The 19,514-nt window shown below is 64.7% G+C and carries 16 protein-coding genes; 11 read left to right on the top strand and 5 right to left on the bottom strand.

Features of this window, described 5'->3' with window-relative positions; all coding sequences use genetic code 11:
* Positions 1–13 precede the first annotated feature (13 nt).
* The 7 genes from NMB41_RS06790 to NMB41_RS06760 all read left to right on the top strand — a co-directional run bounded on the left by NMB41_RS06790 (position 14) and on the right by NMB41_RS06760 (position 5,551).
* Entirely contained in the window at positions 14–1,429 is a 1,416-nt protein-coding gene (locus NMB41_RS06790; protein WP_494381713.1) for a TolC family protein, read from the top strand.
* A 13-nt stretch (positions 1,430–1,442) separates the two neighbouring features.
* Positions 1,443–2,834, top strand: a complete 1,392-nt coding sequence (locus NMB41_RS06785; protein ID WP_494381712.1) for a multicopper oxidase family protein — start codon at positions 1,443–1,445, stop codon at positions 2,832–2,834.
* 34 nt (positions 2,835–2,868) lie between these two features.
* Positions 2,869–3,312, top strand: coding sequence for a DUF411 domain-containing protein (locus tag NMB41_RS06780; RefSeq protein ID WP_494381711.1), 444 nt, complete (start codon positions 2,869–2,871; stop codon positions 3,310–3,312).
* Between the two features lie 31 nt (positions 3,313–3,343).
* Positions 3,344–3,709, top strand: coding sequence for a copper-binding protein (locus NMB41_RS06775; RefSeq protein ID WP_494381710.1), 366 nt, complete (start codon positions 3,344–3,346; stop codon positions 3,707–3,709).
* A 68-nt stretch (positions 3,710–3,777) separates the two neighbouring features.
* The gene (copC, locus tag NMB41_RS06770; RefSeq protein WP_494381709.1) at positions 3,778–4,143 is read left to right on the top strand and encodes a copper homeostasis periplasmic binding protein CopC; all 366 of its coding nucleotides are present in this window, start codon (positions 3,778–3,780) and stop codon (positions 4,141–4,143) included.
* A 1-nt stretch (position 4,144) separates the two neighbouring features.
* Positions 4,145–5,083, top strand: a complete 939-nt coding sequence (locus NMB41_RS06765; RefSeq protein WP_494381708.1) for a copper resistance D family protein — start codon at positions 4,145–4,147, stop codon at positions 5,081–5,083.
* Positions 5,084–5,107: 24 nt separating this feature from the next.
* A complete protein-coding gene (locus NMB41_RS06760; protein WP_494381707.1) occupies positions 5,108–5,551 on the top strand; it encodes a YybH family protein in 444 nt (147 codons plus the stop codon).
* A gap of 62 nt (positions 5,552–5,613) precedes the next feature.
* Here the strand turns inward: NMB41_RS06760 and NMB41_RS06755 are convergent, their stop codons facing one another.
* The 4 genes from NMB41_RS06755 to NMB41_RS06740 form a co-directional block, all read right to left on the bottom strand.
* Complete coding sequence (locus NMB41_RS06755) at positions 5,614–7,404, bottom strand: 2Fe-2S iron-sulfur cluster-binding protein (protein ID WP_494381706.1); 1,791 nt, start codon at positions 7,402–7,404, stop codon at positions 5,614–5,616.
* A gap of 8 nt (positions 7,405–7,412) precedes the next feature.
* Positions 7,413–8,105 carry a PepSY domain-containing protein gene (locus NMB41_RS06750; RefSeq protein WP_494381705.1) on the bottom strand — a complete coding sequence of 231 codons (693 nt, stop codon included), beginning with the start codon at positions 8,103–8,105 and terminating at the stop codon, positions 7,413–7,415.
* 91 nt (positions 8,106–8,196) lie between these two features.
* A complete protein-coding gene (locus NMB41_RS06745) occupies positions 8,197–10,902 on the bottom strand; it encodes a TonB-dependent receptor (RefSeq protein WP_494381704.1) in 2,706 nt (901 codons plus the stop codon).
* A gap of 255 nt (positions 10,903–11,157) precedes the next feature.
* A complete protein-coding gene (locus tag NMB41_RS06740) occupies positions 11,158–11,511 on the bottom strand; it encodes a hypothetical protein (RefSeq protein WP_494381703.1) in 354 nt (117 codons plus the stop codon).
* Positions 11,512–11,712: 201 nt separating this feature from the next.
* Here NMB41_RS06740 and NMB41_RS06735 point away from each other — a divergent pair, with 201 nt between their 5' ends.
* The 4 genes from NMB41_RS06735 to NMB41_RS06720 all read left to right on the top strand — a co-directional run bounded on the left by NMB41_RS06735 (position 11,713) and on the right by NMB41_RS06720 (position 18,181).
* Complete coding sequence (locus tag NMB41_RS06735; RefSeq protein WP_494381702.1) at positions 11,713–12,093, top strand: hypothetical protein; 381 nt, start codon at positions 11,713–11,715, stop codon at positions 12,091–12,093.
* A gap of 66 nt (positions 12,094–12,159) precedes the next feature.
* On the top strand, positions 12,160–13,479 hold the full coding sequence (locus NMB41_RS06730; RefSeq protein ID WP_494381701.1) for a TolC family protein: 1,320 nt from the start codon (positions 12,160–12,162) through the stop codon (positions 13,477–13,479).
* The gene (locus tag NMB41_RS06725) at positions 13,476–15,002 is read left to right on the top strand and encodes an efflux RND transporter periplasmic adaptor subunit (protein WP_494381700.1); all 1,527 of its coding nucleotides are present in this window, start codon (positions 13,476–13,478) and stop codon (positions 15,000–15,002) included. Before NMB41_RS06730 ends, NMB41_RS06725 begins: the two co-directional genes overlap by 4 nt.
* Positions 14,999–18,181, top strand: coding sequence for an efflux RND transporter permease subunit (locus NMB41_RS06720; protein WP_494381699.1), 3,183 nt, complete (start codon positions 14,999–15,001; stop codon positions 18,179–18,181). The genes NMB41_RS06725 and NMB41_RS06720 overlap by 4 nt, the downstream gene beginning before the upstream one ends.
* Here the strand turns inward: NMB41_RS06720 and NMB41_RS06715 are convergent.
* Positions 18,169–19,386 carry an acyltransferase family protein gene (locus NMB41_RS06715; RefSeq protein WP_494381698.1) on the bottom strand — a complete coding sequence of 406 codons (1,218 nt, stop codon included), beginning with the start codon at positions 19,384–19,386 and terminating at the stop codon, positions 18,169–18,171. The genes NMB41_RS06720 and NMB41_RS06715 overlap by 13 nt on opposite strands.
* Positions 19,387–19,514: the final 128 nt, after the last annotated feature.

Genomic DNA, 19,514 nt, shown 5'->3' with positions numbered 1-19,514 from the left:
AACAGGCGGAACAATGACAAGAACATCCCCTATCGCTTCGCTGCGCACCATTGCGGCGGCGGTCGCCGTCCTCGCGCTCAGCGGCTGCGCCACCTTCTCCAAGGACGGCGGCCTGGACGCCGTCTCGGCCCTGACGGCCGAACGTACAGGACAGGACGTCCGGCTTCCCAAAGGCACTGCCGGCACCGAGGCGGCGCGGGCCGAGCTCGACCAGATGCTCAAGCAGCCGATCTCGGCTGATAGCGCCGTGCGCATCTCCCTGCTCAACAACCGCGGGCTGCGCGCCTCGCTGGCCGGACTCGGCGTGGCCGAGGCGGACCTGGTGCAGGCCGGGCGCATGGCCAATCCGGGCTTCAGCTTTAGCCGGATGTCCGGCGGCGGCGAGACCGAGATCGAGCGCAGCGTCATGTTCAACCTGGTCGGCCTGCTGACGATTCCGCTGCGCCGCGACATCGAAGGGCGCCGTTTCGAAAGCGCCAAGCTGGTCGCCGCGACCCAGGCCGTGCGCCTGGCGGCCGACACGCGCAAGGCCTGGTTCAACGCGGTCGCGGCCGGCCAGTCCGCGCGCTACGCCGAGCAGGTGCGCGAGGCGGCCGGGGCCAGTTCCGATCTGGCCCAGCGCATGACCCGGGTCGGCAACCTCAGTGCCCTGGACCAGGCGCGCGAACAGGCCTTCTCGGCGGAAGCCGCGACCCAGCTGGCGCGTTCGCGCCACAAGGCCACGGCTGCGCGCGAGCAGCTCGCCAGGCTGATGGGCGTGTGGGGTGCGAACACCGGATTCCAGCTTCCGGACCGGCTGCCGGACCTGCCGGCTACACCGCGCGAGGCGGCAAACATGGAGTCGCTCGCGATGCAGCAGCGCCTCGACATCCGCCTGGCCAAACTCGACGCTGAGTCCACCGCGCGGGCGCTGGGCCTGACGAAAGCGACCGGCGTCATCAACGTGCTCGACGCCGGTTACGTTAACTCGAGCAAGTCCGGTTCACCGCGCGAGAACGGCTACGAGATCGAACTGTCGCTGCCGATCTTCGACTGGGGCGGCGCCCGCGTGGCGAAAGCCGAGGCGACCTACATGCAAACTGTGCATCGCACCGCCGACACCGCCACGGTCGCCAGGTCGCAAGTTCGCGAGGCTTATTCGGCTTACCGGACCAGCTACGACGTCGCGCGCAGCTACCGCGACGACATCGTCCCGCTGCGCAAGAAGATCTCCGAAGAGTCCCTGCTGCGCTACAACGGCATGCTCATGAGCGTGTTCGAGCTGCTGGCCGATGCCAGGGCCCAGATCACGGGCGTCAACGCCGCCATCGACGCGCAGCGCGACTACTGGCTTGCGGAGACCGACCTGCAGGCAGCCATCAGCGGTAGCGGCGGTTCGCCTGCCGCGCTCACTGCCAGCGCTGCCGCCGAAGCGGCTCCAGAACATTAAACGAGGAAGACAAATGAGTTCACGTCGAGATTTTTTCAGCGGCGCCGCCGCCCTGGTGGGCGCCGGCCTGGTGACCCGCGCGGGCGCCGCCACGCTGCCGGAAGCGCCGATCATGACCAGCGCGGCCACCCAGCCGCCGCCACCGCCGCCCAACGGCCGCCCCTACAATCCGGTCGTCACCCTTAACGGCTGGTCGCTCCCATGGCGCATGAACAATGGCGTCAAGGAGTTCCACCTGATCGCCGAGCCTGTCGTGCGCGAAATCGCACCGGGCATGAAAGCCAATCTGTGGGGCTATAACGGACAAAGCCCGGGGCCGACGATCGAAGTGGTCGAAGGCGACCGCGTACGTATTTTCGTGACCAACCGCCTGCCAGAGCACACCAGCATCCACTGGCACGGCCAGCGCCTGCCGAACGGCATGGATGGCGTCTCGGGCCTGACCCAGCCGGCCATCCAGCCGGGCAAGACCTTTGTCTACGAGTTCGTCGCGCGCCGCCCGGGTACCTTCATGTACCACCCGCATGCCGACGAAATGGTGCAGATGGCGATGGGGATGATGGGTTTCTGGGTCACGCACCCGAAAAACCCTGCGCAGCACGCCGTCGACCGCGATTTCGTCTTCCTACTCAACGCTTACGACATCGAACCGGGCAGCTACACGCCGAAGGTCAACGAGATGCTGGACTTTAATATCTGGACCTTCAACAGCCGGGTCTTCCCAGGCATCGACACGATGAACGTGCGCCAGGGCGATCGGGTGCGTATTCGCACCGGCAACCTGACAATGACGAACCACCCGATCCACCTGCATGGCCACGAGTTCGAAGTGACCGGCACCGACGGCGGCTGGACGCGGCCGGAATCGCGCTGGCCGGAAGTGACGACCGACATCGCGGTGGGCCAGATGCGCGCGATCGAGTTCGTTGCCAACGAGCCGGGCGATTGGGCCTTCCACTGCCATAAGTCACACCACACGATGAACGCGATGGGGCACGACGTCCCGACCATGATCGGTGTCGACCACCGCGGTGTAGCCGAGAAGATAAGCAAGCTCGTTCCCGACTACATGGTCATGGGCGACAAGGGCGGGTCAATGGGCGACATGGAAATGCCGCTTCCCGAAAACACCCTGCCGATGATGACTGGCCAGGGGCCGTTCGGCGGGGTCGAGATGGGCGGCATGTTCACCGTGCTGAAGGTGCGCAAGGACCAGAAGCGTGGCGACTACAAGGACCCGGGCTGGTACAAGCATCCGGCCGGCACCGTCGCCTACGAGTGGAAGGGCGAGCCACCAGCTGCGGTGCGCAGCCAGACGGCCGGCGGCCAGGCCATGCCGGCCACCAAGCCAGCCGACGTGGAAGTAACCGTACGTAAGCCAGCTAGCCACCAAGGCCATCACTAATTAAATTGCCGAACAAGTGAGAAAGGACTACTCCATGATCCGACGTTTATTCATACGAGCCGCCGTGGGCACTGCGCTGGCCATGCCTTTAATGGCCATGGCGGCCGCGCCCGTCATCGAGGTCTTCAAGACCGAATCGTGCGGCTGCTGCGGCGCGTGGGTTGAGCATTTGAAAGCGAACGGATTCGTCACGCGGGTTGTCAATGTCGACAATCCGTCGGACTACCGCGAACGTGGCGGGATTCCGAACGAACTCGGTTCCTGCCACACCGGCATGGTGCAGGGCTATGCCATCGAGGGCCACGTTCCGGCAAGCGACATCAAGCGGCTGCTGGCCACGAAGCCCAAGGCCAGGGGCCTGGCGGTGCCAGGAATGCCCCTCGGCTCCCCGGGCATGGAAGGCCCGCGCAAGGATCCGTTCGACGTCCTGCTGGTGGACGCCAAAGGCCGCTCCAGCGTATTCAAGCACTACAACTGATCAATCACTCATACCAATAAAGGGACTCACCATGAACGCATTTTCGAAACTGACCTTCGCCACCATCCTCTTCGCCGCAGCGGCGTTTGCGTCCGCCCAGGACCACGCACATGGCGGCCCCGGCGCGCACGGCGCCAAGGCCGCGCAGGCCGCTGTCCAGGCGACGGCGGCGACCGAACTGGTCGACGGCGAAGTTAAGAAGATCGACAAGGACGCTGGCAAGATGACGCTGCGTCACGACGAACTCAAGAGCCTCAATATGCCTGCGATGTCGATGGTATTCCGTGTCAAGGATGCGGCCATGCTGGACCAGGTCAAGGTCGGCGACAAGGTCAGGTTCGCGGCCGACCGCGTTAACGGCGCCGTGACGATCGTCGAACTCAAGGCTGCGCAGTAAGCCATTTCTTTAATCCTTGCCTCCTTGCACGCCGCCGTGCGCTGTAAGGATGCTGACCGGAGAAGTCTATGAAACTGAAGAAAATTCTCGCTGCGGGCGTGGCCGCCGCCGGCTGTGTGTTCGCCTCGTCGGCGCTGGCGCATGCGAAACTCGAAGTCTCGACGCCGGCGGCCAACGCCGTGGTAAGCCCGGCGCCGACCCAGCTGCGCCTGCAGTTCAACGAGCCCCTGGAACTGCCATTCAGCAAGGTCAAACTCGTCGACGAAAAAGGCGTGGTGACCGAAGCGTCGAAGCTGGCGATCGATAGCGCGAACGCCAAGGTCCTGGTGGCGGCCGTTCCCGCACTACAGGCGGGTGCCTACCGCGTCCAATGGACGACCCTCACCCGCGACGGGCACAAGGTCAAGGGCGAGTTCGGCTTCCGGGTAAAGTGAGGTGGAGCCGGATCTTCTCTATGCGCAGCGGACGGTGGTCGTTGTCCTCAACCTAACGATCGCCATCCTGGTCGGAGCGAGCGCGGCTAGCCTGTGGCTGCGGTCCGCCTCCTCGGCATGGGCAGCCGCAGTGCTGCCACGCCTGCGTACGGCAATGCGCGCTTGCGTGCCGATTGCACTGGCCGCATACGTTGCCGTCCTCTGGCTGGAGGCGGCATCCATGGCCGAGGTGCCGCTCGCCAGCGCCTGGCCCGCCGTGGTGTCGGTCCTCAGCGCGACTCACTATGGCATCGCGTGGCTGATCGGCGCCGCGGCACTGGTGGTCGTTGGCTTGACCGGTTTTGCCCTGCCTGCACACCAGGCGAAGGCACCGGCGAATGCTGCACACATCCTCGCCCTCGGGGTGTTTCTGTACAGCCGCAGCATGGTCAGCCATGCGGGCGCCGCAGGCGACTTCACCTGGGCCGTCGCTGTCGACTGGGTCCACCTGGTGCTCGTCAGTGTATGGGTCGGCGAAGTGATCGTGGCGGGACTGCTCGTGCTGAACAAGGAGCCATCGGACGATTCCACGAACCGCGAAGATTGCGCCCGCTATACCGAGCAACTGTCGCATTCGGCCACGATCGCGCTGACCGGGATCTTCATCACGGGTGCAATCAGTGCGTGGCGTGGCCTCGGGGCACTCGATAACGTCGTCGGCGACCCCTACGGTACTACCCTGCTCGTCAAGATTGCCCTGGTCCTGAGCGCGGCCGCGCTAGGCGGAATGAACCGCTTCGTCGTTATGCCGAGCCTGCTAGAAGGACTGCGCAAGCCACTCGTCGACCAGCAAATTAGCCGCCGTTTTGCGGCCGTCCTCAAGGTCGAAGCGGCCGTCCTGCTGGCCGTCCTGGTTGCGGCAGCCTTTTTAAGTTCGACGTCGCCGCCCACGGCGGCTTGATCAACCTGTTCACAAGGATCGGAAATGAAAAATAAAAACGTGGCTGGCCTGCTGCTGGCCTCCGCCCTGCTCGCGCTGACTGCGACCGCCTCGGCCGCGACGCCGAAAGAAACCCTCGCGGCCTTCCATGGCGCCCTGACAAGCGGCGACAAGGCACGTGCGGTCAGCCTGCTGTCGCCCGGGATCGCGATCTACGAGTCCGGCTATGTCGAGCGCTCGCGCGACGAGTACGCCAGTCACCATCTCGGCGGCGATATCGAGTTCGCCAAGAGCTCTTCGCGCAAGGTGCTTAAGCAGACAGAGCGGATCGACGGCAACACGGCCGTGGTATGGGAAGAAAGCGAAACGACCGGCACGGTGCGCGGCAAACCAGTGCATGTGTTCGGAACCGGCACCGCCGTCCTGGAAAAGAAGGGCGACGCCTGGACAATCGTGCACGTCCACTGGTCGTCGCGCAAGGCGAAGTAAGCCGGACTCACAGCGACCTGCCGGCGGGCGCAAGCGGCTTTTGCCCTTGCGCCCGCCCTCCTTCAGATCTTGAAGTCGTCGTACGCGACGTTTTCGTCCTCCACGCCGAGATCGCGCAGCATCGTCCGCGTTGCCGCCAGCATGCCAGGCGGCCCACAGACATAGAACTCGAGCGACCGAACATCCTCGTGCCGGCGCAGCAGCCTGTCCAGCACGAGCTCATGCACCAAGCCACTGTGCGCTTCGTCTGAACCCGCCTCCTCCGACAACACCAGCTGCCACTGGAAGTTGGGATGTTGCTGCGCAAACGCGCGCATCTCGTCCACGTAAGGAGCATCCACCAGGCTACGTGCACCGTACCAGAAATGCAGCGGTTCGGTAGCGCCCTGCGCGAGGCGTTCGTGGATCATCGCGCGCAGCGGCGCCATGCCCGCGCCGCCGCCGATGAATACCTTGGGACGCGCTCCCGGCTGCAGGGCGAAGTCGCCGAAGGGCCCGCTGAAGCGCACCTCGTCGCCAGGCTTGAGCGTGTACATGTAGCTGCAGCCGCGGCCGGCCGGCTTGCCCGGCACGAAGCGCACCAGGAAGGTCAGCTGCCCGTCGCAGCGCTCCAGCGGGACTGCCACGGAATACGCACGCCGCACCGGTTCGCTGTTGGCCAGCTCGGCGGGCACGGTTAGGCCTTGCCAGTGATCGCGATGATGGTCCGGGATGGCAAGGTCGCTCGCGCTGCGCGTGAACGCCGGCACGTGGATCTGCACATACGCGCCCGGGCGGCATGCGAGCACCCCTTCGGGACGCACCGTGACCTCGCGCAGAAACGGCGTTACCGCATGCACCTTCGTCACCACACCCTTGCGCTCGGACGACGAGGCCAGCGCTTCGCCGACGTCGACATCGACGCTGCGCTTGACGGGTAGATTGCACGCCAGCCTGAAGCCCGCCTCGAGTTTTTGGGGCGACAGGAGTGCGCGGTCGGCCGCCGTCGGCGCCGGTGCTTTGCCGACGCACCGCACCTCGCATAAGCCGCAGCTCTGTCCGCCGCCACAGTTCGACGGCAACTGCAGGCCCGAGCGTGCCAGCGCCTGGTAGACCGTATCGCCTGCCGATGCGGGCACCTCGCGCTGGCGCAGACCCTGGCGGTCGACCAGGTTGACCGTGACGCGGCGGCGCCAGCGGCCTGGCACGAGTTCCGCGAGCCGCACGCTGGCGAACAGGAGCCAGACGCCGGTCAGGGCCATCCACAGTCCGCCGATCGCGCTCGACACCAGCAAGGGATTGTTGAAGTCGACGCGCTCGGTGTAGTCCATGATATGGAGCATCCAGAAGAAGTCGAACAGGCGCCAGGTGCTGTTGCGGTGCTCGAGCACATTCCCCGAGCGCGCCGAGACATAGACCGAGGTCTCCTCAAGATCGTCGAAGTCGACGCGCCAGACCGGCTCCTTGTGGGCGCGCGTCTCCAGTGTCGGCTCCTGCAGGTGTGCCGCCTTGGCTTGTCCCGGTCCGGAATACGAGGCCCTGGCAATGCTCCCCGCCAGCGCGGCATCGATCGTCACGCCCTTGCCGTTGCCGGCATCGACCAGCCAGCTGCGCTTGTCGTTCTGCAGCCGGTAGACCGGACGCTCGAGCAGCCAGCCGGAGGTGACCGCCATGACGCTCTCGCCGGTTGCAGCAAGCACGGCGTCGGGGCTGAGCACATTGCCCGGCCAGACCGGCGTCGCCGGCGGCTTGATGCGAAATTCGCGGCCCTGCACTTTGTTCGAATCGAGCAGGCTCATCATGACACCACTCGTCATCCATAGCGCGAACTGGATCGCCAGCAGCAATCCAACCCATTTGTGAAGGCGTCTCATCCAGTGGCTCATGCCTGCTTCCTCCGGTTGAAACTGTAGAACAGCAACCAGGCGCCGCTCAGGGCGAAGGCCAGCCCGGTGATCGAGGCCACGCGCAGCAAGGTATTGTTCACATCCTCACGCTCCTCGTAATCCATGATGTGAAACATCCACAGGAAGTCGAACCACCGCCACAGCTCGTGGCGGCGCGCCACCAGGTCGCCGGTGTGCGGTGAAAAATACAGCGTCGTCTTGCCTGCCTCGTCGTAATGAACTGCCCACAGCGGCACCGGGCGCTTGCCCACTTCCTGGGGCGCTTTGACCACCCATTCGACGCCGCGGATACTGCCTTCGCCAACATAGGCCGTATCGGCAAGCGCGATGATGTCGGCGCGCTCCAGTGGACTGATCTTTTCCCCGCTGCCAGCGTCGATCAGGCTCGCCTGCGCTCCCTGCTTAATCTCGTAGACTTCTTTCCCGAGCAGGTTCTTCATGCGAATCGACGTGAGGCCCGGGTACATCTCCTGCAGGCGCGCCTGCGAGAGGCGCGTCGCCGATGGCATGAGCCGCTCCGTCGGCACGTGGGCAAGGTGGTCGCCGTGGATGACTTCCAGCGGCACCACTACCATGTAGAGTCCGCTGATCATCCAGAGCAGCGCTTGTACCCCGATGACGAGGCCGATCCATTTGTGGGCGCGTCGCACCCAGAAAGCTGATTGCATAGTCGTCGCTTGTATGTTTAGTTACCCCGGGCATGCCCACCGGGCTGTGGCGCGGCTAGGACACCACAGCCCGGTGGGCACTATCCGCTGATTAGAACTTGTAACCAAGGCGAGCGTGCCAGCGCCGGCCGAGCAAGTCGTAGGTCATCGTGTCCGTGTTGCCGTCGGTCCAGCTTTGGATGTAGGGCGCGCGTTTGTCGAACAGGTTGTCGACGCCGAACGAGATGGCCATTGCCTTGTTGAGCGCGTACTTCACGCTGACGTTGTGATACGCCACACTCGGCGCCCGCGATCCGATATCGGCCGGCTGCGCATTGATATCGTCCGCACTGCCGATGTACTGGATCGAGTAGGAGCCGGACCAGGGACCGTTGGCGCTCGTCAGGGCAGCGGTCGACCTCCACTTGGCATAGCTTCCGCGCCCGCCAGTGATCTTGCCCGCATACTCGATCGTGTCCCCCCCCGGGAACGGGGTGACGTCGAACCGGCTCAGGCGCGAGACATCGGCAGTCAGCGACGAGGTCCAGCCGAAAAGCGAGAAGTCCACTACCGCACCCAGGTCGAGCCCCGAGACGCGCTGCTGCGCGGCGTTTTCGGGTTGCGAGGACAGGAAGTTGATTTCGCCGGTACGCGGATCGCGGGTAAAGCTCGACGGCCCGCAGAAAATGTGTGCGAGCCCTGGAGTGTTGTAGCACACGGACAGCTTGGTCGAGCCCGGCACCGTCTCGATCGCGTTGTCGATCTCGATATTGAAATAGTCGAGCGTGAGGGTCAGCGCTTTGGCAGGCCGCCATACCGCGCCCACCGTAAACGTATCGGCTTCCTCCGGTTTCAGGTTCGGGCTGCCGCCGCCGGTCGTCAGGATAGACGGGCCGAACTGACGGAATCCGGCCGGCACGCCCGACGCCTGGCAGTTCTTGTAAACCGCGGAATTCGGGTCGAGCGTGTTCCAGCCATTGCAAGGGTCGGTCGTGGTCAGGTTGCCTTCGGAGACGCCGCCGAAGAGCTCGGGGACGGTCGGCACGCGGAAGGCGGTCGACCGGTTCGCGCGCAGCTTGAGCGACGGCACGACCTGCCAATCGAGGCCGACCTTGTAGGTGCCTTGCGAGCCGAACAGACTATAGTCCGAATAGCGGGCTGCGGCATTCATCGTCAGAGAATCGACCAACGGCAACTTGGCTAGCAGGGGCACGGACAGTTCGGCGAAGAGCTCGCGCGCGCTGTACTCGCCGGCGATCGGACCCTGTGCATTCGTGTTGGCAGCGCCTGACACGATAAGGCTGTCGGGGTCGCGCCAGCCCTTCTCGCGCCGGTATTCGAAGCCGGAGGCGAAGCCAACGGGACCGGCCGGCAGCGAGAATACTTCTCCACTGATGCTCGCATTAAAACTCTTCTGGTCGTTGCCGCCGTGGTCGCGCGTCGTGAAGTGGATATACTCGAGCACTGCCGGGCTGAGGTTGCCGTAGCCGAGATAGTTGCCGCACGGTGCAGCGGTGGGGCCGGTGCCGCAGGTTGCGGCATTAAGCGTCGCATCGACCCGGTCGAGGTTGATGATGTTCGTCATGCCGTCGACGCCTGTATTGCGTCCCCAGTTGACGGAGGCGGACCAGTCCCACTTTTGGGCGAAGGTTCCCTTCAAGCCGGCGAGAATCCGGAAAGTATTCGTCTCCTGGAAGAAGTAGCGCGGGCCAACCTCGGCCACGCGGCGCCGTTCCAGCGTCAGGTCCTGGCCGGTAGGATTGGTCGGGTGGTTCGCGGCGATCTCGATCGGACGATAGACGCCGATCGCGCCTGGCGTGGCCAACTGCTCGGACTGGCGGTTGGTGAACATGAGTTCACTGAACAGGTCGACCTTGTCGCTGAGCTTGACGTTACCGAAGGCGGATACGCCGACGCGCTTGATCGGATTGACCGCGTTCAGGAAGGGGTTGCTGTTGTAGGCATGTTTGGCTGCGCTGTAGGTTTCGAAGCCGCGCGGATTGCCTCCCGGGTCCTGGTTGAAGTTCACGCGCCGGCCGTCGGCCAGGCGTGCCCGGCCGCCGATGGTCGACGAGCTTCCGGAACAAACCAGTTCGCCCTCGTCCTCGAACAGCGCGCAAGGCGCCCGACTTGCGAGGTTGACCGCTTCGCTTTCGGAATAATTCAGCGAAGCCATGAGCGAGCCGCGTTCGCTGCGCGTACCCCAGACCAGGTCGGCCGACTTTTCGTCGCCGTCGCCGCGCTCGGTTTTACCGTAGCGCACGGAGGCTTCGATGCCATCGATTGCTTTTTTCGTGATGATGTTGACGACGCCGGCTACCGCATCGGCGCCGTAGATCGCCGAAGCGCCGTCCTTCAGCACTTCAATCCGTTCGATCATCGCCACCGGGATCATGTTCAGGTCGACCGAGCTGTTCGCGCCAGTACCGCCACTGACCACGCGGCGCCCGTTCAGGAGAACCAGGGTGCGGTCGATCCCGAGGCCACGCAGGTTGACTTGGGTCGTGCCGTAACCATTGCTAGTCCAGTAGGCGCTGCCCTGGTTACCTGCCGTGCCCGCCGACGATGGCAGGCGCTGCAGCAGGGTCTCTACCGAAATCGCTCCGGAGCGCTGGATGGCTTCCGCATCGATGACGGTCACGGGGCCGACGCCGGAAATCTGTTCCTGCCGAAGGTTGATCCGGCTGCCGGTAATCTGGACGCGCTGCATGTCGGCCGCTTGCGCATCGCCTGTGGCGGGTTGCTGGGCGTGCGCCCCGTGCGGCATGAGCAGGACCGCAAGCGCGGTCGCAGTAGTTGGGAAGTACTTGTAAGCCATTTACCCTCCGGATTAATTGTTATTCAAGCGTGAGCACAAACTTGTTGGTACTGAATAGGGGAAGCACGACTGCCAGGTACGGCACATGTGCGGGACGTAACGACGCAGCCGCGCTGCCGAGTACCGAACCCGGCAGGCATGGCGCTGCCTTTTCTCCTGACGCCAGATGGCCGCGCACGCGAACGTGCGCACGCCGGCGGCGAGTGTCGGGACAGGCAAGCAGTGCCGGGCGGGTGCCCGGCGGATCGCGTCAGTTCAAACGGCGCGAGGCGGCCGTTCGATCCGGGCCGGAATATGGCCGGTGAAGGAAGAGGAGATGAATTGCTGGCGTCCAATGACCGCTTCCTCGACGGCGGAAATGGTCAGGACAGGAGGCGGCGCGTAAGCGCCGATACTGCAGCTTGTGCAAGTGCCGCAGCCGGAAGGGCCGTGGTCGCCCATTTCTTCACAGTCGTCGCCGGCCGAGGCAGTATCTTGTGCCACGGCGTCGCCAGGCGCAGGCGACATAGCGTGCTCCATGCCGTGATCCATGACGTGCGCCTCGGCATCCTGCGCAGCAGGCTGGTCCAGCGTCGCCTGATGGTCGATGTCGGCAGGCTGATGCTCCATCCCGCACCCGAACCTCGCGACTCCCGCGATGCCTTGCATCGGAAGGGAAACGATCAGTAGGCACAAGAAAAATGATTTCAACCTGTTACGCATATCTCAAATGTAGCATGCACAACCGCAAATTTGCACGGACTTTAGAGAGCGTTGGTATTTTTCCAACCCTGCGCTAAAATGGGCTTCGATCCCATGGCACTTCTTTCGATGCGACGTTCACGACCGTCCCTGTTTTACTGCATCGCCCTGTTCCTCGTCGTCGCAATGACGACCTCGGCCATGGCGATGGCATCGTATGTCTGCCCCCAACTGGTAGCCAAAGCCGACGCTATGTCCATGATGGACGGCATGCCCTGTGCCGGCATGGACATCGAGCAGCCCGTGCACTGCGCCGCGCTGTCCGCCGATACCCAGGCGTCCGTCGATCACCAGAACGCCCCGCCCGCCCTCGCGCTGCTGTCGCACGCGGCCCTGCTCGGGATCGTTGCGCCACAGTCGAAGGGTGCCGCGTGGCTGCCTGTGGCTCACGAGGCGCCTGCGCCGGCCGGCGACCCGCCTTACCTTCGCACCCGGCGCATTCGCGTCTGATCGTCTTCCGCCTGCATACCGCCCGGCCGCTGGCTGCCGGGACTCGTTATCCATTGCGGAGGAATCATGTTTACTTTATTTACGCCACACCGGGCGGTCCCGGCTGAGCGCGCCCGGCGCGACCTTGCCCTGTTCGTCTCGCTATCCCTGTTCGCCGCCAGCGCCTGCGCTGGCGCCGCGCCTGAACCTCTGGGCTTGAACGATGCATTGCGTCTCGCCACCGCCGCTTCCGCGGCAGGCAAGGCGGCGCAAGCCGATGTCGCCGCAAGCCGGCAGGCCGAAGCACGCGCTGGCCAATTACCCGACCCGATGCTCAAGTTCGGCATCGACAACCTTCCAGCGTCCGGGCCGGATGCGTTTCGCCCGAACGCCGACTTCATGACGATGCGCAGAATCGGCATCGAGCAGCAATGGGTAGCACGCGACAAGCGCCTGGCCCGCACCGAGCGCGCACGCCGCGCTGTGGAAGCCGGGGAAGCCGTGCACCTGGAGCGGCTTGCCGATGTGCGCGTGGCCGCCGGCAAAGCCTGGATGAGCGTCCTGCACGGGCAGCGCGCACTTGCGCTCACACAGTCGATCACCCGCGAGATGGAGCGTGACCTGGCGGGTCTGGAGGCGGCCCATCGCGGGGCGAAGGCGAGCGCGGGGGACGTGCTGCAGGCGCGCGCCGAACTGGTGCTCAGCCGCGATGGCGTCGAGGCAACCGTACAGGATCTGCGCGGCGCGCTTATCGAGCTACGGCGCTGGACCCGCACCGGCACGACGGCGGTCATGGACTCGCCTCCGGCGCTCGCTGCCGGCGCACCTGGATTTCAGGCTTTCGAACTGGAACGGCGTCACCCCACCGTGCTCATTGCGCAGCGCAGCGTAGCCCTGGCGGACGCCGACACGGCCGCAACGGTCCGTGACAGCAGGCCGGACTGGTCCTTCGAGCTGGGTTTCGCCCAGCGCAGCAGCCCGTATTCGAACATGGTGTCCTTCGGCGTTAGCGTCCCTTTGCCGGTTGCCAGGGCGCGGCGGCAGGACCGCGAGATCGCCGAAAAGGCGGAACTCGGCACCAAGGCCAGGTTTGAGTACGAAGAAGCGCTGGTCGCCGCGCATTCGGCGGTCGAAATGCAGTCCGAGCGGCTCGCCAGCATGCAAGGCCGCATTGCCCGACTACGCGAAGCGCTCCTTCCGGCGGCCGACGGGCAGGTGCAGACCTCCGCGGCGGACTATCGCGGCGGGACTGGCACGCTGACCGCGGTTTTCAAGGCGCGCCGCAATGCGCTGGATCGGCGCCTTCAGGTCAATGCCCTGGAACTCGAGGCGGCGCTGACCTGGGTGGAACTGGAGCTGCGCCTGCTCCCGCAAGACAGCAATATGGCATCGGGAGAGGCGCGATGAAACCGAACTCGATGAAGAAAATCGGCCTGCTCGTGGCGGCCGGCATCGCGCTTGGCTACGGCGGATACTGGCTCGGATCGCAACAGACCGCGCCGGATGCAGGTACTGGCGGGCCGGCTGCGGCAACAGGCCGTCGCGTCCTGTACTGGCACGATCCCATGGTGCCGGGCAAGCGTTTCGACAAGCCCGGCAAGAGTCCCTTCATGGACATGCAGCTTGTGCCGGTCTACGCTGACGAGGACGCATCGGCAGGCGTAACGGTGTCGCCTGCCCTGCAACAGAATCTCGGCATCCGCTACGCGACGGTGCGCCGCGCGGACGTCGCGGACACGCTCGAGCTGGTGGGCAGCACGCAGTTCGATGCAAGCGGCGAAGAGGTGATCCAGAGCCGCGCAACCGGCTTCATCGACAAGCTGCACGTGCGCTCGCCGCAGCAACGGGTCCGGCGCGGCCAGGCGGTCGCATCGCTGTTCGTCCCTGAATGGATCGCGCCCCAGGAGGAATACCTGGCGCTCAAACGCACGGGCGACGCCGTCCTGGCGGATGCCGCACGCCAGCGCATGCGTGCGCTGGCGATGCCCGCGACCCTGGTCGCCGACCTCGAACGCACCGGGCGCGTGCGAGGACATTACACCTTGACTTCCCCGGTCACCGGCATCGTCAGCGAGCTGAACGTGCGCGAAGGCGCGCAGGTCACGCCCGGCATGACGATTGCGAAGGTGGTTGGCATGGACACGGTATGGCTGGTGGCCGAAGTACCTGAAGCACTGATCAGCGCGGCAAGGCCTGGCATGCAGGTCACTGCGACGGGCAGTGGCGACACGCAGCGTACCTACCAGGGCAAGGTAGCCGCGCTCCTGCCCGGCGTGAACGCCTCGACCCGTACGGCCCAGGCACGGGTCGAACTCGACAACCGGGACGGCTCGCTGACGCCGGGCATGTTGATGCGGGTACGCCTGAGTGCCGGGAAAGCCGCGTCGAAGCTGCTCGTGCCGAGCGAAGCCGTCATCGCTTCGGGTACCCGCTCGGTCGTGCTGGTCGTCGAGGGCGGGAGCCGTATTCGTCCTGTGGTGGTGACAACCGGCCGCGAGACCGGCGACGACACCGAGATTACCGCCGGCCTGACGGAGGGCCAGCAGGTGGTCGCATCCGGCCAGTTCCTGATCGATTCGGAAGCTAACCTGAAGTCGATCCTGCCGAAGTTTTCCGGCGGCGGCCAGGCGAACGACATGGGCACGATGGCTAAACCGGCACCGGCCAAGCCAGGCACGCCGGCGAAGGCTGCCCCGACAACGCATGTGGGCATCGGCAAGGTCGAGCAAGTCACGGACGAAGCACTGACGCTGTCGCACGGACCGATTCCGACCCTGCAATGGCCGTCCATGACGATGGAGTTCAACAAGCCCGGCGCCGATGCGTTCAGGGACATCAAAGCGGGGCAAGTCGTCGAGTTCGAGTTTGTCGAAGGCGAGGACGGCTACGACCTCAAGAAGGTGGTCGTGTCGAAGGGAGGCAAGCCGTGATCGCGCGCATCATCCGCGCGTCGATTGCAGGACGGGTGTGGGTGCTGCTTGCCGCAGCGCTGCTGGCGGCCTGGGGCGTGCACGCGCTGCGCGCCACCTCGCTCGATGCGCTGCCCGACCTGTCCGACACCCAGGTCATCATCCGCGCGCAATATCCCGGCAAGGGGCCGCAGCTAGTGGAAGACCAGGTCACTTATCCGCTGACGACCGCCCTGCTCTCCGTGCCCGGCGCGAAGACGGTGCGGGGCTATTCCTTCTTCGGCGATTCCTTTGTCTACGTGCTGTTCGACGACGAAACCGACCTGTACTGGGCCCGTTCGCGCGTGACCGAATACGTCAACCAGGTGCAGGGCCGCCTTCCGGCCGGCGTGCGCGCCGAACTCGGTCCGGACGGCACCGGCGTCGGCTGGGTCTTCGAATACGCACTGGTCGACCGCAGCCGCCGGCTGGACCTGGGCCAGCTTCGTGCACTGAATGACTGGTTCCTGCGGTTCGAGCTCAAGACGGTGCCGAACGTCGCGGAGGTGGCCAGTATCGGCGGCATGGTAAGGCAGTACCAGATCGTGCTCGACCCGGACCGGCTGCGTGCGTTCGGAATGTCGCATACCCAGGTGCTCGATGCGGTCGGCAAGGCCAACGAGGCATCGGGCGGCTCCGTGGTCGAGATCGCGGAAACCGAGTACGTCGTCAGGTCGCATGGATACCTGCGCTCGCTGGAAGACTTCCGCCAGATCGTGCTGAACGCGAGCGACGCCGGTACGCCGGTCCTGCTGCGCGACGTGGCGAGCGTGCGCTTGGGCCCGGAAATGCGGCGCGGGATCGCGGAGCTCAACGGCGAAGGTGAAGTGGCCGGCGGCGTGGTCGTCATGCGCTCGGGTAAAAACGCGCTCGATACCATCGCAGCGGTGAAATCCAGGCTCGAGAGCCTGAAGCCCTCGCTGCCGCCAGGGGTCGAAGTGGTGACTACCTATGACCGCTCGACCCTGATCAAGGCCTCCGTCTCCAACCTGGCCACCAAGCTCGCGGAGGAATTCGTGGTCGTCGCCATCGTCTGCGCCGTGTTCCTGTTCCACCTGCGCAGCGCCCTGGTCGCCGTGATCACCCTGCCGCTGTGCGTGCTGGCGGCCTTTGTCGTCATGCGCTATCAGGGCGTCAACGCCAACATCATGTCACTCGGAGGGATTGCGATCGCCGTCGGCGCCGCTACCGACGCGGCCCTGGTCCTGGTCGAGAACGTCCACAAGCATTTGGAAGAACATGGCGCCGCCCACCCAACCCAAGCCATCGACGCGCGCACCCGCTGGGAAATCGTGGCACGGGCATCGACCGAAGTCGGTCCGGCGCTGTTCTTTTCGTTGCTGATCGTGACGCTGTCCTTCGTGCCGGTATTCGGTCTGGAAGCGCAGGAGGGCAAGCTGTTCGGGCCGCTGGCCTATACGAAGACCTACACGCTGGCCGCCGCAGCGGGACTGGCCATCACGCTGGTGCCGGTGCTGATGGGCTACCTGATCCGGGGAAGGATTCCGAAAGAGTCGTCGAACCCGGTCAACCGTTTTCTCGTCAGCGTGTACCGGCCCGTCCTAGACGCGAGCCTGCGTCATCCGCGCACCACGATCGGCATCGCGCTCGCAGCCCTCGTCCTCACAGCCCTTCCTGTATCCCGGCTTGGCGGCGAATTCCTGCCGCCGCTGAACGAGGGCGACTTGCTCTATATGCCGTCGGCCCTGCCCGGGCTATCCGCCGCCAAGGCAAGCGAACTGCTGCAGCAGACCGACCGCCTGATCAAGACCGTTCCGGAGGTGGCGACCGTGTTCGGCAAGGCCGGCCGTGCCGAGAGCGCGACGGATCCGGCCCCGATGGAGATGTTCGAGACGACGATCCAGTTCAAGCCGAGAGACCAGTGGCGCGCGGGCATGACCACTGACCTGCTGGTGCAAGAGCTGGACCGCATCGTCAAGGTGCCGGGCCTGTCGAACGTGTGGGTGCCGCCGATCCGGAACCGCATCGACATGCTCTCCACCGGCATAAAGACGCCGGTCGGCATCAAGGTGTCGGGTCCGGACCTGAACCAGATCGACAAGCTAACTACTGCCATCGAAGCTGCCGTCAAGCCGCTCCCCGGCGTGAGCTCGGCGCTGGCCGAGCGGCTCAGTGGCGGGCGCTACATCGACGTCGGCATCGACCGGGTCCGTGCTGCGCGCTACGGCCTGAATGTCGCCGAGATCCAGTCGCTGGTGGCGTCGGCGATCGGCGGCCAGAACGTCGGCGAAGTCGTCGATGGCCGGCAGCGCTTCCCGATCAACATGCGCTACCCACAGAACTACCGGGATTCGGTACAGGCGCTGCGCGAGCTGCCCTTCGTGACCTCACGCGGAGCCCAGATCAGGCTTGGCGACGTGACGACCATCGTCGTCACCGACGGACCGCCGATGATCCGCAGCGAGAACGCCCGCCTGTCCGGATGGGTGTATGTGGACGTGCGCGGCGTCGACCTCTTGAGCGCCGTGCGTTCGATGCAGGCCCGGGTGCGCGAGGCGGTGGTCCTCCCGCCAGGATATGCGATCGGGTGGTCCGGACAGTTCGAGTACCTGGAGCGCGCGTCCGACCGCCTGGCGACCGTGATTCCGCTCACCCTGCTTCTGATTGCAGTGCTGCTCTACCTTGCCTTCCGCTCGGTGGGCGAAGCGCTCCTGCTGATGGCGACCGTGCCCTTCGCGCTGGTCGGCGGATTCTGGTTCATCTGGCTGCTGGGGCATGCGGTCTCGGTGGCGACCGCCGTCGGTTTCATTGCCCTGGCCGGACTTGCGGCCGAATTCGGCGTTGTCATGCAGGTCTACCTGCGCAATGCGCTGCAGAGCCGCCTTGACGCCGGCAGGATGCTCACGAGCGAACTGGTGCTCGAAGCAATCCGCGAAGGGGCGCTGCAGCGCATCCGCCCCAAGGCGATGACGGTTGCCGTGATCGTTGCGGGCCTGCTGCCCATTATGTTCGGCGACGCTGCCGGTTCCGAAGTCATGCAGCGCATTGCCGCGCCGATGGTAGGCGGCATGGTCACAGCGCCACTTCTGTCGCTATTGGTGATACCGGCCGCATGGCGCTTGTTGCAGGAGCGGCGCATGCGTCGCATACTCGGCAGCAAGGGCGTGCAGACGGCGGCGATCGCCCCTTATCTTGACTGAACCCCTGCGCCAGTTTCCCGTGTCAGACCAGCGGCAGCATCGGAAACAGCTGCGCTGGCGGGACGAGTGCGGGTTCCCAGTACTGACTTGAGCCATTCCCGGACACGGTGAGTCCTGGCTTCAAACGGCAAGTGGAACAGCCAGGCGCCGCCGACCAGTGCGAGATAGACGGCTGCGTAGATCAACAGATGGGCTGGCCGGCTCGGGTCGAGCTGCTCCATGCCCAGGACAGGCGTGAGGAAATGAAGCAAGGCGGCCATTAAGGGAATGTGCAGCACGTACAGCGTGAACGAAAACTCCGAAAAGAAGCGACCGATGCGATTCAGCCAGTCAATCGACCGAGTGCGGGCTTGTTTGAACTGCATGCTCGACAGGAACAGAACGAAGACCAGACTGAACAACAGGTACTGAGCGAAACTGTCGACCTCGATATGGCTCTTTCCTTTCAGGCGGATTGCGACTGCGGCGGCGATCACGCCCAGGAATAAGGCCCAACGCAGGGCGGTACCGCAGTCGATCCGTATGCGCGAGAACGCCGCCCCCAGCAGCCAGATCGAGAAGTACAGCAGGATGGCACTGTCGAGCAGGTACACGATTGCAGCGATCGCCATCAGGATTGCAACCCTGTGCAGCGTCGAGCGAGTACGGAGCAGTATCACTAGCATGGGAAACAGGATGTAGTACCAGGTCTCGTTTGCCAGGCTCCACAGCGGAAAGTTACCTCCAAACTTAGGCACGAAGATGGTTTGCAGCCCAGCGAGGTTCCCGGCGAACGCCGCTGCCGAGTAGTCATTATCGGGCGCGAACGATAGCCTTGAAGAATCGAGCGCACCTGTTGCCACACCGAACAGCAGCATCGCTACAAAGGTCGGTGTCAGCACGATCCATAACCGCGTGACCCTGTCGATAGCGTAGTTTGCAATGGCGCGATCTGCGTTCAGGCGGTTGAGCAGGCTGCCTCCGACCAGCCAGCCGCTGAGCACGAAGAATACGATCACCGCCAGATACGGGAACCCGACGCCAAATGCGAATCCTATAAAGGCAAGCGAAGGGTTTTGAACGCTGTCGAAGCTGGGGTACACCTGGGCGCGTAGGTGCGCCGCCGCGACTTGAAGCGCCGCAAGGCCACGCAGGAGCGAAATCAGCATCGAGTGCCACTGGTCTTCGGACAGGTTCGAGCGTTGGAGGATGGAAATCTTCGGCATGGCTGAAATCTTGAGAGGTGGATGCAGCCATCCTAGGGCACGCCAAGAGCTAATCATCTGATAACGAACAAGTTCGCCAGACGCATTGAGAACGGTGCCTGAGCGATACGCGAATCAGGCAGAGACCT

Source organism: Massilia sp. FBCC-B171 (genome assembly GCF_059134155.1).
The sequence above is the reverse complement of the archived record's forward strand: the minus strand, read 5'-3'. Positions and strand labels throughout refer to the sequence as shown.